Here is a 13,782-nt window from a genome sequence, read left to right as displayed (position 1 = left end):
GTTTCCAGAACCACATTCATTATATTCTAACTTGAAATCCTTTTAAGAAACTTGTTAAGAGAACATGACAAAGTGAAGGTTTTTGAATCGAGACCAAACGAAAAATTTGTATCAACAGTTTTTTAGTTGATGAAAAGAATTTTTTGCGTACTACTAGATTTTTAACTACCTGATGAATCTTCAATTTGACTATAAGGGTAATAATATAATGCTTATGGTATACTATAAGTAAATCAGCGTATGACATATTTGTAAAATACCATAAGGAGACGTCATGAAGTCATTAAAAATTATAGGAATCACATTAGCTAGTTTGTTGGTTATCGTTGGACTAAGCGTAGGGGGATATAAAGTGATGAAAAAAGTAGAACACGACGAGATGGTTAGGATTGTAGAGAGTGAGGAAGTCAAAGAAGTAATAGAGGATTATTTAAATTACATAGATGGGAAAGCTTTTACAAATAAAGGAGTAATCCAGTCTTATGAAATAGATACAGAATCTATTCAACATAATCCTATGGGGGGAATAAATTTTTCTGTTTATGTAAATGAAGATAATGAATTGTATGTAAGGTATACCCTAGAGAAAAACTCGCAAACAAAAAAGGTGGATTTCTCCAGTGGGGGATACTCGGGGAAATTGCACAATCTGATAAAGGAGAAACAATGAGTAGAGATTACAGTGATCACGAGCGACAAAGTATAGCAAATGAGGAGTATTCAGTCTATGAACCCAGTGATCCTCTGACTATTAAAAATGATAAAGGAGAGCTAGAAGACATCGGCACAGTCCGTCAGGTAATAGAAAACGAGACAGGAATAAAGGTTTACGTAGTTGAGAGTCCAGACCATTCTGAAGTGTCTGTTCTCTATGAAGGTTCTAAGGAACCAGGTGAGGGTGGAAAATCCAATCTTTATTGTATACTATAAGTAAATCAGTACATGACATATTTGTAAAATACCATAAAGGAGATGCCATGAAGATATTAAAAATTATAGGAATTGTTTTAGCTAGTTTGTTGGTTATCGTTGGACTAAGCATAGGAGGATTTAAAGTAATGAAACAAGTAAAACACAATGAGATGGTGAGAATTGTAGAGAGTGAGGAAGTCAAAAAGATCATAGAAGATAACCTAAAGCTGAGGCATAAAGGGGCACTTGAAGAAGGAAATATTATCCAGAATTATGATATAGATACTAATTCCATTTTTCATAGTCCAATGGGAGGGATCAAATTTAAAATTTATATAAATAATGACGAAGAATTATATGTATTTTTCACTATTAATAAAGATAGAAGTAGCGGAAAGTTAGTTAATGATGGTGGAGGAAACTCTGCTAAATTTGAGAAAATGATAACGGAGGGGAAAAGTGAGTAGACAGTATAGTGATCATGAACGTCAAAAAATTGCTAATGAAGAGTATACAAAGTATTCTGAAACAGATCCTATGAAAATCATAAATGATAAAGGAGAGATAGAAGATATCGGCACAGTCCGTCAGGTAATAAAATATGATATATTTGTAAAATAACATAAAGGAGATATAATGAGGTTATTAAAAATTATAGGAATTGTTTTAGCTAGTTGGTTAGTTATCGTTGGACTAAGCGTAGGGGGATATAAAGTGATGAAAAAAGTAGAACACGATGAGATGGTTAGGATTGTAGAAAGTGAGGAAGCGAATCAAATTTTTATAAATAGATTAAAACGAATAGATCCGAAAGCGTTTGAATCAGATGGAGTTATTAAAAATTATGCGATTAATTATGAATCTATTGCTTCCAATACAATGGGAGGTATTATGGTTTCCATATATGTCAATGACAATAAGGATTATATTTTTAGTTTCACTCTAAATAAAAACTTTAATACGAAGAAGCTTACTAGTGAAGGTGGAGTAAATGATCCTACCATAATGAAAAAAGTAGAAGAGAAAGATAAAAATGACTGATACATATACTGACTATGAGAGATTTCAAATAGCAAAAAAAAGAGTGTACTAAAGAGCTTGCAGTTGATAAGTCTGTTGAAATTGGTGATAAAGATAACGCTAAACCCATCGGTACAGTCCGTCAGGTGATCGAAAACGAGACAGGAATAAAGGCTTACGTAGTTGAGAGTCCAGACCATTCTGAAGTGTCTGTTCTCTATGAAGGTTCTAAAGCGCCAAGTCAAGTGAGGATGGAAAATCCAATCTTTATGGTATACTATAAGTAAATCAGCGCATGACATATTTGTAAAATACCATAAAGGAGATGCCATGAAGATATTAAAAATTATAGGAATTGTATTAGCTAGTTTGTTGGTTATCGTTGGACTAAGCATAGGAGGATTTAAAGTAATGAAACAAGTAAAATACAATGAGATGGTGAGAATTGTCAAGGGTGAGGAAGTCAAAAAAATTATAGAAGATGATTTGAAAGAAATGGACCAATTTTCTTTAACAAATAAAGGGAAAATAAAGTCTTATCAAATTGATGATAAATCCATCAAACATAGTCCAATGGGAGGGATTAAATTTAAAATTTATATAAATAATGACGAAGAATTATATGTATTTTTCACTATTAATAAAGATAAAAAAAGTGGAAAGTTAGTTAATGATGGAGGAGGAAACTCTGCTAAATTTGAGAAAATGATAACGGAGGGAAAAAGTGAATAGACAGTATAGTGATCATGAACGTCAAAAAATTGCTAATGAAGAGTATACAAGTTACTCTGAAACAGACCCCTTGAAAATCAAAAACGATAAAGGAAAGAAAGAAACCATCGGTACAGTCCGTCAGGTAATAGAAAACGAGACAGGATTGAAGGTATACGTAGTTGAGAGTCCAGACCGGTCAGAAGTATTTGTTCTTTATGAAGGGTCTAAAGCTCCATTTGAAGAAGGATGGGAAGTGGATTGGAAAGTCAATGATATTCCTATGGCGAAAAATATCATAACCAAGAAGAAAGAAGTGACACCTCAGTTAGAATCAGCGGCTACAACCTTGAATAACGTATTAGAAAATTATCCGAACGCTAAAATCTCAGTTTATGCTCACTCTCTTGGCTCCATGAATGCGCAATACGCCCTAGCTAATGTTAGGGATATTTCACGTATCTCAGGAGCTTATATCTACCAAGGACCGAATATCTATCCAGTCTTGACCAAAGAACAACGGCAACGTGTGGATGCGATGAAATACCGGATTCATAATTATATTGATCAACGAGATACAGTTCCAATCGGATATCCCAAGGATGCCCCAGGATACAAAGCAGAATTGAACAGTAAAAATGCTGTTGGAATTGTTCATCATGTGGATTCGAGCTTTAATCTGAATCCTGTAGAACAACACATGTGGGGTGGTTATGTTTTTAATGAGGATGGTAGCCTCAAAATCAAAAAAGATACCTCATCTTTTGAAAAACGTTATTCATCTGTTTTGGATAAGGTTTCCAGTGGCTTGTATTCCTATGCAAAGGCTAAAGACGCATTGGCTTCAGGCGGTTATACGAGTGGTGAGGAGCTCTTTTTAGACTCCGAACATGCCTTAACGATTTCATCGGGATTGCATGAAGTCGCGAATGATGGCCATGAAGAGATTCGTTCCATAGTTCGTAAAGCTCACCAAAAAGCAGAGAAAATAGTAGCGAGTACCTATCAAGTCCCTTTTGGTTTTATTTTGTCACCCACAGAGGTGGCGACAGCCTATTCTGATGGAGGAGTATCTCGTACGACAATCGTAGATGACCTTGATCATTATTTCTATCCAAAAATCAAAAAAGCAGAAAAATTAGCTGAAGATTTTCAAAGTTTAGAAAAACAAATAGCAGATGGTGTCCAAAAGAAATTGGAAGATGATAAAGAATTAGCAGGGAATTTTAAAGAATGGATGAAAATCAAGTAATCTGGCAGAAATTAAGAACAAAGCAAAACAATCTAGAGTCATTAGATGAACGCAATCGTTCTATTCGCCAACAAAGAGAAGAACAATTTGAAGACCTTCAGCAAAAACGGAACCAACTGTTGTATATGATGGAAGGAAAGTACCAGATGATGCAGCATTACCTAGGACAAGTGGACGTGGATACTACTGAGGAAAGAGCACGATTAAACAGAATAGCTTCGGATTTTAGTCAAGCAGTATCCATGGGATATACAAGAAATCAACGTACCTTGGAACAAAGGATTGAAAATGAAGAGATTGAGTATAGACGAGAACGACGAAAATTGGAAGATGATATAGATACATTACATCGTAAAAAGATGAAACTTGATCAAGAAAAAAGGAAGGGATAGCCCGTGTTTGAAGAAATGATTAATGACTTCTTCTCAGGTGTGAACAATAATATGACTGAGATTGAGAAGGGACTAGAACGTTTACTAATCAGCCATATTTATGCGCCAATCAAATTGAATGAGCGTAACAATTTGATGTCAGATGGTGATTTCAAAATCAAAACAGAAGCACTAGCAACGAAGACGGCACTAGGGATGATTTCTAGTCAAATCGATACATCAATGAAAGGAGCATATTCTACAAAAGTTGTTGAAACACTAAAAACAAAAGAAAAAGAGTATGAAACAATTGTAGAATAAGCTAGTCCAAATGGGATTCAGATAAAAAAATACATTAAAATCAAAGCTTGAAACATCTAACTAAATGGGTGTCTCAGGCTTTGATTTTTTACGGTATCTGATGGATTTTTAAGGCTTTTTTATGGTATAATAAAACGATATAACTCGTTTTTGAAAAGAAGAGGAGAGACATGAGTGATTTGAAAGCGATTCAGGCTCGTAGTCTGGAAATGGCTGAATATTTCGTCGCATTTTGTAAAGAACATGATTTGTTGTGCTATCTCTGTGGTGGTGGGGCTATTGGTACCCTTCGTAATAAGGGTTTCATTCCTTGGGATGATGATTTGGACTTTTTCATGCCGCGTAAGGACTATGAAAAATTAGCAGAACTGTGGCCACGTTATGCAGACGAGCGTTATTTCTTGTCAAAGAGTAATAAAGATTTTGTAGACCGTAACCTTTTTATTACCATTCGTGACAAGGAAACTACTTGTATCAAGCCTTATCAGAAGGATTTGGATTTACCACACGGTTTAGCCTTGGATGTGTTGCCTTTGGATTATTATCCTAAAAATCCAGCTGAGCGTAAGAAACAGGTTCGTTGGGCCCTGATTTATTCACTCTTTTGTGCGCAAACTATCCCAGAAAAGCATGGTGCAGTCATGAAATGGGGAAGTCGTATCTTACTCGGCCTGACTCCAAAATCTCTACGTTATCGCATTTGGAAAAAAGCTGAAAAAGAAATGACCAAGTATGGTCTGGCTGAGAGCGATGGAATTACGGAATTATGCTCAGGTCCCGGCTACATGCGAAACAAATACCCAATCGCATCCTTTGAAGACAATCTTTTCTTGCCATTTGAAGGAACTGAGATGCCTATTCCAGTTGGCTACGATGCTTATCTCAGCACTGCTTTTGGGGACTATATGACACCGCCACCAGCAGACAAGCAGGTACCGCATCATGATGCTATTATAGCAGACATGGACAAGAGCTACACAGAGTACAAGGGAGAATATGGAGCATGATGGGAGAAAAAATAAGCGTTGTCGTTCCAGTCTACAATGTAGAGGCTTATCTGGAGCGATGTGTGGAGTCAATTCTTCAACAGACTTATGCCCATTTTGAGTTAATCCTAATCAACGATGGTTCTACTGATTCTAGTGGACAGATCTGTGATCACTTAGCATCTCAGTATGAGAATATCAAGGTTTATCATAGCGAAAATGCTGGTGTTTCAAATGCTAGAAATATGGGAATTCAGCTAGCGACGGGTTCTTGGGTTACCTTTATTGATAGCGATGATTTCGTTACCCAAGATTACCTAGCTACTTTAGCAAGTGCAGTTGAAGGGTTGAATGTAGGCTTTGTTATTGCTCCTCTGCACCATATCAAAAACGGAATTGTAACAGACCTACCTTCACATTCTGGAAAAACAGAACTCTGGTCAACAGAAGAAACCATGAAGGAACTACTGATGACTACCAGAACATCATTTTTTCCAGTTGCAAAACTGTTTAAGAGAGACCTGCTTGCGGATGAAAAGTTTAATACCAATTATCACCTAGCTGAAGATGCTCTATTTTTAACTGAATTGCTACTAAAGACAAGATGCAGTTGCGTATTTATTGACAAACCTGTTTATTATTATGATCATCGTGAGGGAAGTGCAACGACATCTGTTAATCGACATGTATTTGACACGATAGAAGTTTATCAGCAAATAATTGCTCAAGTTTCACAAACCTTCCCTAATTTAAAATGCGAATTAATAAATAGAGAATGTTGGTCGTACATCACAGTTTACGATAAAATTATCTTTACTTCACGTGAAGAGTATCAAAAGGAGAAAGCTGAGCTGAGGACTTGGATTGTTCAGCACCGACGCGAAATATGGAAGGATGCTTATTTCACTACTTTTCGCAAGGTAGCGATCCTATCACTTGTCATTTCTCCATGGCTATATAAGAAAATTGTTGGATTAAAAAACTAATATCATGAGAAGGAGTTGAAAATGAATTTTTCAAAAATGGATGAATACTTTGAAAAATCAAAACTATGGATTGCGTATCTATTTGTTTTTATTTCGATTTTAAGTATGAGTTCACTGGTTTATAAGATAGCAAATCCCCTCTACAAGGGATTATCAGCGATTGTAGTGCTTTATATTTGCTATACCTTATTGTTTAAGTGGAAAGAAATCACAGCAGATCGCAAATTTCTATCCTTATTTGGACTCTTAGCTGGAAGTCATCTGCTATCAGCTGTTTTCAATCGCTCTGGACATTTAATTGGAAATGTGATTGAAATTCTCTTCATGGTAACCTATGTTTTATTATTTACCATGTTACAATCAGGGCAACTTAAAAAATTATTTGACTGGATTGCCTATACGGTTCAAATTGTATCTTTTTCTTCAGCAATTTTTGCGTTTGGTTTATTGGTAAGTAGAGTCCTTATCCTATTTAAGATTGGCGAACAATCTTATTACTATGGTGTCATGAATGGACGTCTGTGGGGGATTGTCAATCCAAATGCTAGTGCGATATTTTCATACATTAGCATTATTTTGGCTATGTATTTGATTCATAAAGGAAGTAAATATTCTGTTTATCTTAAACTGAACAATGTGATTCAATTCGTTTACTTCGCAACGATGCAAAGTCGAGGAGCCTTACTTTCTTTACTTCTCATGATTGGACTCTATAGTTTCTTTGCTACTAGAGGAAGTATCGCTAAACGATTCCTCACTTTTATAGTTGCTGGTTTGCTGATTACTGCAACTAATATTGGATTAAGCTATGTAACTTCAATCTATATCTCATCTGAAACTGCGACTGTCTTAGATTTAAACAAAGGACAATCCTATGCTGAGACAGATTCGTCTGTCACTAAGAAGAACGGTGAGCTCCATCTGATCGAAACAACACCAAGTGGTAGAACCTATATCTGGAAAAATGCCATCAAGATGGGAAGTGCCAAACCAATTTTTGGTTATGGTGTACGAAACGTTCCAGATTACTACACAGAATATTTCAGTAAATTTGAGATTCAAAACTCCCTTATTGGTGGGAATTTCCATAACATTTTTGTGACCATATTTGTCAGTTCGGGAGTTCTAGGTTTGGTATCCTTCCTTCTTGTACTGGCTTATGTCATCAAGCGCTTTTTAACGTATTTGATTGTTTCCAAGAAAAATACTGATAAATTGATCATGATCCTTTTCTTCGGTATCTTGTTTGGTCAATTATTTGAAAGTCAGATTATGTATTCAACCAACTTTATTAATATCATCTTCTGGCTAGCGATTGGCTATGGACTCGTAGTCTGCAAACGAGATGAAGGAGTTCGGTACCAAGAAGTAACAGACATCAATGAAATTCAACAAATGGAACTTGGAATCATGGAGTATATTCATGAAGTTTGTCAGAAAATTGGGGTTAAATATTTCTTAGCATATGGAAGTCTAATTGGTGCTGTTCGCCATCAAGGATTTATCCCTTGGGATGATGACATGGATATCTGCATGTTACGAGAAGATTATGAAAAGTTGCAAGACTACCTTATCGCTAACCGTGATGAACGTTACGAGGTCATGTCTTATAAAAACAATCTCAACTATGTCTATCCCTTCATGAAAGTGCAGGATAACCATACCTACTTGCTAGAAGAAGATGTTCGCATCGATTCGAATATGGGAATCTATGTAGATATTTTCCCTGTGGATGGCTACGAGGATGATGTAGAATTTAAAAACAAGATGACGAAACTGATAAAGAAACGTCAATTGAGTTGCTACACCTTCAAAGGCATTACCAATACGAAAAGTGTACTGAATTCACTGCTACGCTATGTGTCAGTTATTATTTTCTATTTCACCAATACAAACAAATACGTTGCCCAGATTGAAGAGCTTGCAAAATCCCGTAAAGTCTCAGATTATGAGCAGGTGGATTATCTTATCTACAAGGATATGAACAAACCAGTGTGGAGACGTGAATGGCTGGAACAAGTTACTACTGGAATATTTGAAGGTAAGGAATTTACCATTCCGAAAAACTATCATGAAATTTTGACCTCAGACTACGGAGACTATATGCAGTTGCCACCAGTTGAACAAAGAGTATCTCATCATGATTTTAAATTATGGAAGATTGTTAAAAGGTCTAAATGACGAGATTGGGATTAAGAAACGTTTAAAAATATAGTCAAATTTAGGAGAATAGAACCTATGTCTGAAAGAACTTTAACTCTTGAAGAAATAAAGCAAGTAGAATTGGATATTTTAAAGTATCTACATGATCTTTGTGAACAACATCAAATCAAATACTTTATTGATTTTGGAACCTTACTAGGGGCTGTACGCCATAAAGGATTTATCCCTTGGGATGATGATACAGATATTTCCTTGGCGCGTGATGAATTTGAAAAACTGTATAAGGTTTTACAAAATGAAAATCATCCCCACTACAAATTGATTTCATTCAGAGAAACAAAGGGATATCCATACAGTTATATGAGAGTCTATGATGTAAGGACTCGTCGAGATGCTAATCTCGTTGACCCAACGGTCGTATTGGGAACTTGCGTTGACATTTTTCCATATGATGGTGTCGTAACAGAGGAAAGTAACCGTAAGAAAATGAAGCTCTACAAATATTTCATTCGACTTTCTTCTTTGAATTTTAAAGGGATCAAGTCTGAGAATGGTGGACTAAAAAACCTCCCTCGTTATATGGGATCAGCTATTTTCCGCTTAACTTCCCCACAGCTATGGAATCAAAAATTAGAGAGTCTTGCTTTGAAGTATAGTGTAGATCAAGCAACAGATCTTACTTGTACTATCTATGACCCTTATTATCCAAATGGTATAAAAAAAGAATGGCTCTATGATTTGATTGATATGCCTTATGAAAACATTGTGGTCAAGGTTCCGAGAAAATACCATGAAATACTTGTCTACGAATTTGGAGAAAACTATATGACTCCACCTCCTATTGAGCAACAAGTCCCAGGAGGGGATAAAAACTACTGGATTGATTAGATTTTTAAAAGTTGCTTAATGTTAAGATAAAGGAGTTTTCAAGGTGAAAAATAAATGGTTATTAAAATCAGTCAGCTATAGTGTTCTCGCATTCTTTTTATTACTGATTCAGTTATCGCAAGGAGTAGATGCAGATACCATCTCTGCAGGTTCGGGCAATCGTATCCATTTCATAAATACAAAAGCAAAATCTGGGAGTGACGCCATCCTTCTGGAAAGCAATGGTCACTATGCTTTGATTGATATGGGAGAAGACTATGATTTTCCTGATGGGAGTGACCCACGCTATCCAAGCCGCTGGGGAATTTCCATGAGAAATTATCAAGTATTGGAGGATCGATTGATTCGCCACTTGGATCAAATAGGTGTAAAAAAATTAGATTTTATTATAGGAACTCATGTTCATAGTGACCATATTGGTGGAGCGGACGAAATACTCAATCGATATCAGGTCGGTAAGTTTTATTTGAAAAAATATTCAGATGATAGGATCACTGCGAACTGGGGACTATGGGATAATCTTTTCAATTATGATAATGCTTTGAGAGCAGCTCAAAAACGAGGAGTTACTCTTATCCAGAATATTTCAGATGAGGATAGTCATCTAAAATTAGGTGATATGGATATCCAACTCTACAACTATAAGAATGAATATGATGCTGACGGGAATCTGAAAAAAGTTCGAGATGATAACTCCAACTCCATCGTTTCAGTAGTGACCGTGGCAGGAAAGAGAATCTATCTTGGTGGTGATTTGGATAATGCCGAAGGAGCAGAAGATAAGTTAGGTCCAGTTATCGGCAAGGTTGATATGATGAAATGGAACCACCATTATGATGCGACAATTTCAAATACGATTAATTTCCTTGAAAACTTATCACCAAAAATGATTATTCAGACAACTGGTGGAGATATTAATGTTGCTTCAACCAGAGAATACCTTCAGAAGAAAAATATTCAGGTTCTTCATGCTGCTAGCCAAACTCAAGACGCTACCGTTTTTGATATTAGCGATAAAGGATTTGCAAATGTTTCAAATACCTTCCCTGATATCCCTGTAGTTGACGAAAAATGGTATCAAGAAGATGGCTATTGGAAATATCGTTTGACTGACGGAGAAATGGCTATCGGCTGGAGAGAGATTGGCGGAGCCACTTATTTCTTTAATGGAAAAGGACAAATGCAAGCAGGTCGCTGGCTTCACCTTAACGACGACTGGGGAGAAAATGCCAAAGGGAATGATTACTATCTGAACCAAAATGGTAAAATGCAAACTGGTGGTTGGTTCAAACTAGATGACTCTTGGTATTATATCCAGTCAAATGGTGCTAGACGATTTAGCGAGCTCTCTGAAATTGGAGGGAAAAAGTATCTCTTTGCAGCAGATGGGAAGATGCTAACAGGACACCAAGTCTATAATGGCAAGAAGCTGTTCTTTAGCGAAAGTGGTGCACTCCAAACAGCAGGTAAGCCTTCAACTTGGCAAAAGATTGATTCAAATTGGTATTTCTATGATGAGGATGGGCTAAAGACCATCGGTAAAAAGAATATCAATGGAAGCACATACTACTTTAATCAAGAAGGTATCATGCAAACTGGCTGGGCCTTTGTTGATGGTCACTGGAACTATTTTGCAAGTTCTGGAGCTATGAAAACCGGCTGGGTCAAGGATCAGGAAACATGGTATTATCTGGATAAAGATGGCATCATGTTAACTGGCAGACAAGATATAAATGGTGTTCGTTACTATTTGAATGCTAGTGGTGCCATGCAGACTGGCTGGAAGTGGCACGACAATAGCTGGTACTTCTATACGAACTCAGGTGCTATGAAAACTGGTTGGTTGAAAGATAAAGAATCATGGTATTATTTGGATCCAGAAACAGGTATTATGGCTGTAGGATCTAAAGAGATTGACGGTAAGAACTATTTCTTCAGCTCAGCAGGTACTATGCAAGTTGGATGGCAGTGGTCAAATGATTCTTGGCATTATTACGCTACGTCTGGCGCACTCCAAACTGGTTGGTTGAAAGATGGTGATACTTGGTATTATCTTGAAGGTAAGGAAGGCGTTATGTTAGTCGGCCTCCATCAAGTAGATGGTAAGCAATATTACTTTAGCAAATCTGGTGCCATGCAAACAGGCTGGAAATGGTTTGATAATCATTACCGTTACTTTGAATCAAATGGAGCCATGAAAACTGGTTGGATAAAAGACAAAGGCGTCTGGTATTATCTAAATCCTGAAGATGGCATCATGTTGGTTGGCCTTCATAAAGTAAATGGTGATCATTATTACTTTGATGAATCAGGAGCTATGCAAACGGGTTGGAAACAGCTTGATGGTAATTGGTACTATTTCCAAGCTGATGGTTCTTTGTTGAAGAACGCAACAACACCTGATGGTTACAAAGTAAACGAAGAAGGAATCTGGAAACAGGCTGTTGCTGCTGTAAATAGTGATGCAGTCAAGCCAGAACAGAAACAAGAAGCTAATTCCTCTATTGTTGAACAACCTAAACAAGATTCAAATCTAGAAGCCAACGCTTCTAAAAAGAAAGAAAAAGAATAAAGAAGAAATCCCCTACTGGCAACTAATTTATCAGTAGGGGATTTTTTTAATTTCGTTTTAATTTAGCAAGTACAAGGTTCAGTGCATAGTGGAGTGTTTTGTCTTTGGTGATAAAGAGGGTCAAGAGGTAATAGATACCACAAGTTGCTATGGTAGAAAGAACCATGAGAATCATATTGAAGTTTACTGTGTAGGAATTGATTTGGAAAATCATCTTGAAAATATAGAAGATTGGGATAAAACCAAGGGATATAATGCTATAACGTGTTAAGGTTATAAAAATTTCTTTTAAACTAATCAGTTGGTGTTTCTTGATAAAATGAATTTCAAGTAAAACAACGATAGTTTCTGCGATAATGGTCGTAGCGATGTAATACTCAGGTGCAAAAATATTATTGAAATACAAGATGCTATTTAATAGTATATTAGCCCCACCACCAAGGAAGTAGAAGGCGGTTAAGCGATTTTCATGGTCGTTGATAAAGATAATCTGTTTACCAAGAATCAACTCAATAGCCCAAATGATGGTACGAAAAGCGAAGACGCTGGTTACGATACCCGCTTCAAGATATTTTTCAGAAGAATAAATAACAGTTGCGTACCGTCCCAATATCATAATCCCGATGCTAGTTGGAACCATAAGGAAATAGAATAAGGATGCCGCTTGATTCACGAGATAATTATAGGACTTGTAATCCTTTTTACCGAGATAGTAGCCGAGGCGTGGAATACTGACGTTGATAGCTCCACTCAAGACACTGGCAATCAACATGACAATACTATAGGCAATTGTATAGTAGGAAATATAGTTCTCATCCGGTCCCTTGGTGATAAACATTCTATCTAGCAAGGTATAAAGCATATTAGCGTTTGCTAAGAGAAGCATAGTGAAGAGCGGTTTAGAAGCTTTAGCTAATTCGACGAAACCGATCTTAACAAAAGAAACTTCTCTCTTAATCCAAAGAAAACTGAGCAGGTAGTTGAGGATAGTAGTCGCTGTCATAACGATAGCATAAGGAACAATATCATCTGCCGTTTTAACAAAGGCGAAGATAGCGACCAGCATGGTAATTCGAATAATTAATGTTTTATAGAGGATGAAGGCATAGTTTTCATAAGCCTCGTTCATCCATTCGATATTGAGAAATTGGAAGAGTGCTTGAGCCCCTAGGATGTAGTAGAGGACCTTCAGATTCTCAATGCTGGTGTCAAAGAAGATAATGAGGAAGTAGATACCTGTCGTCAGGAGAGAGGTAAAAACCGAGATATAAAACAACTTAGAAAAGACGTAGTTGATTTTATTCTTGTCATCCTTGACCTTACTGATAGCTCGAATCCCGTAGTTGTATATTCCAAAGGCAGCTAGTGGAATAACGAAACTTGCCCAGGTATTGGCTGTATTGAAATAACCGTAATTGGATTTGCTGAGAATCCGCGTCAGATAAGGATTGGTTATCAGTGGAAAAACGATATTGAGAATATTGACCAGCAAGCTGGCCAAGGCATTTACTTTTATATTTTTCATTGAACATTCTTTCTTAAATCTAAAATCATATCTAGTATTATATCACATTCTCGCTTCATTCTTTTGATAAAATCG

Annotated in this window: 15 protein-coding genes; 14 read left to right on the top strand and 1 reads right to left on the bottom strand. The window is 36.5% G+C overall.

Annotated elements, in window-relative coordinates:
- Nucleotides 1–274 precede the first annotated feature (274 nt).
- From B7721_RS08330 to B7721_RS08270, 14 genes are all read left to right on the top strand, one after another.
- Nucleotides 275–670 (top strand): DUF1310 family protein, encoded by a 396-nt coding sequence (locus B7721_RS08330; protein WP_084878537.1) that lies wholly within the window; start codon nucleotides 275–277, stop codon nucleotides 668–670.
- The gene (locus B7721_RS08325; protein WP_084878535.1) at nucleotides 667–930 is read left to right on the top strand and encodes a hypothetical protein; all 264 of its coding nucleotides are present in this window, start codon (nucleotides 667–669) and stop codon (nucleotides 928–930) included. The genes B7721_RS08330 and B7721_RS08325 overlap by 4 nt, the downstream gene beginning before the upstream one ends.
- 47 nt (nucleotides 931–977) lie before the next feature.
- On the top strand, nucleotides 978–1,379 hold the full coding sequence (locus B7721_RS08320; protein ID WP_084878533.1) for a DUF1310 family protein: 402 nt from the start codon (nucleotides 978–980) through the stop codon (nucleotides 1,377–1,379).
- Nucleotides 1,372–1,533 carry a hypothetical protein gene (locus B7721_RS10115; protein ID WP_158085837.1) on the top strand — a complete coding sequence of 54 codons (162 nt, stop codon included), beginning with the start codon at nucleotides 1,372–1,374 and terminating at the stop codon, nucleotides 1,531–1,533. The genes B7721_RS08320 and B7721_RS10115 overlap by 8 nt, the downstream gene beginning before the upstream one ends.
- A 15-nt stretch (nucleotides 1,534–1,548) precedes the next feature.
- A complete protein-coding gene (locus tag B7721_RS08315; RefSeq protein ID WP_084878531.1) occupies nucleotides 1,549–1,953 on the top strand; it encodes a DUF1310 family protein in 405 nt (134 codons plus the stop codon).
- A 309-nt stretch (nucleotides 1,954–2,262) separates the two neighbouring features.
- Nucleotides 2,263–2,664, top strand: coding sequence for a DUF1310 family protein (locus B7721_RS08310; RefSeq protein WP_084878529.1), 402 nt, complete (start codon nucleotides 2,263–2,265; stop codon nucleotides 2,662–2,664).
- Entirely contained in the window at nucleotides 2,657–3,895 is a 1,239-nt protein-coding gene (locus B7721_RS08305; protein ID WP_084878528.1) for an Mbeg1-like protein, read from the top strand. The genes B7721_RS08310 and B7721_RS08305 overlap by 8 nt, the downstream gene beginning before the upstream one ends.
- Nucleotides 3,877–4,287, top strand: coding sequence for a hypothetical protein (locus B7721_RS08300; protein WP_084878526.1), 411 nt, complete (start codon nucleotides 3,877–3,879; stop codon nucleotides 4,285–4,287). Before B7721_RS08305 ends, B7721_RS08300 begins: the two co-directional genes overlap by 19 nt.
- A gap of 3 nt (nucleotides 4,288–4,290) precedes the next feature.
- Nucleotides 4,291–4,587, top strand: a complete 297-nt coding sequence (locus B7721_RS08295; RefSeq protein WP_239823808.1) for a hypothetical protein — start codon at nucleotides 4,291–4,293, stop codon at nucleotides 4,585–4,587.
- Nucleotides 4,588–4,757: 170 nt separating this feature from the next.
- Entirely contained in the window at nucleotides 4,758–5,594 is an 837-nt protein-coding gene (locus B7721_RS08290) for a LicD family protein (RefSeq protein ID WP_084878524.1), read from the top strand.
- Nucleotides 5,591–6,559 carry a glycosyltransferase family 2 protein gene (locus B7721_RS08285; RefSeq protein WP_084878522.1) on the top strand — a complete coding sequence of 323 codons (969 nt, stop codon included), beginning with the start codon at nucleotides 5,591–5,593 and terminating at the stop codon, nucleotides 6,557–6,559. Before B7721_RS08290 ends, B7721_RS08285 begins: the two co-directional genes overlap by 4 nt.
- Before the next feature lie 21 nt (nucleotides 6,560–6,580).
- Nucleotides 6,581–8,740: a LicD family protein gene (locus B7721_RS08280; protein WP_084878521.1), complete on the top strand. Its 2,160-nt coding sequence runs from the start codon at nucleotides 6,581–6,583 to the stop codon at nucleotides 8,738–8,740.
- 57 nt (nucleotides 8,741–8,797) lie between these two features.
- The gene (locus B7721_RS08275) at nucleotides 8,798–9,610 is read left to right on the top strand and encodes a LicD family protein (RefSeq protein WP_084878519.1); all 813 of its coding nucleotides are present in this window, start codon (nucleotides 8,798–8,800) and stop codon (nucleotides 9,608–9,610) included.
- A 43-nt stretch (nucleotides 9,611–9,653) separates the two neighbouring features.
- The gene (locus B7721_RS08270) at nucleotides 9,654–12,182 is read left to right on the top strand and encodes an MBL fold metallo-hydrolase (RefSeq protein ID WP_084878517.1); all 2,529 of its coding nucleotides are present in this window, start codon (nucleotides 9,654–9,656) and stop codon (nucleotides 12,180–12,182) included.
- 46 nt (nucleotides 12,183–12,228) lie between these two features.
- Here the strand turns inward: B7721_RS08270 and B7721_RS08265 are convergent, their stop codons facing one another.
- The gene (locus B7721_RS08265; protein ID WP_084878515.1) at nucleotides 12,229–13,707 is read right to left on the bottom strand and encodes an oligosaccharide flippase family protein; all 1,479 of its coding nucleotides are present in this window, start codon (nucleotides 13,705–13,707) and stop codon (nucleotides 12,229–12,231) included.
- Between the last annotated feature and the right edge of the window lie 75 nt (nucleotides 13,708–13,782).

Source organism: Streptococcus oralis subsp. oralis, assembly GCF_002096445.1.
GTDB lineage: Bacteria > Bacillota > Bacilli > Lactobacillales > Streptococcaceae > Streptococcus > Streptococcus oralis_N.
This window is presented reverse-complemented; position numbering and strand designations above follow the sequence as displayed.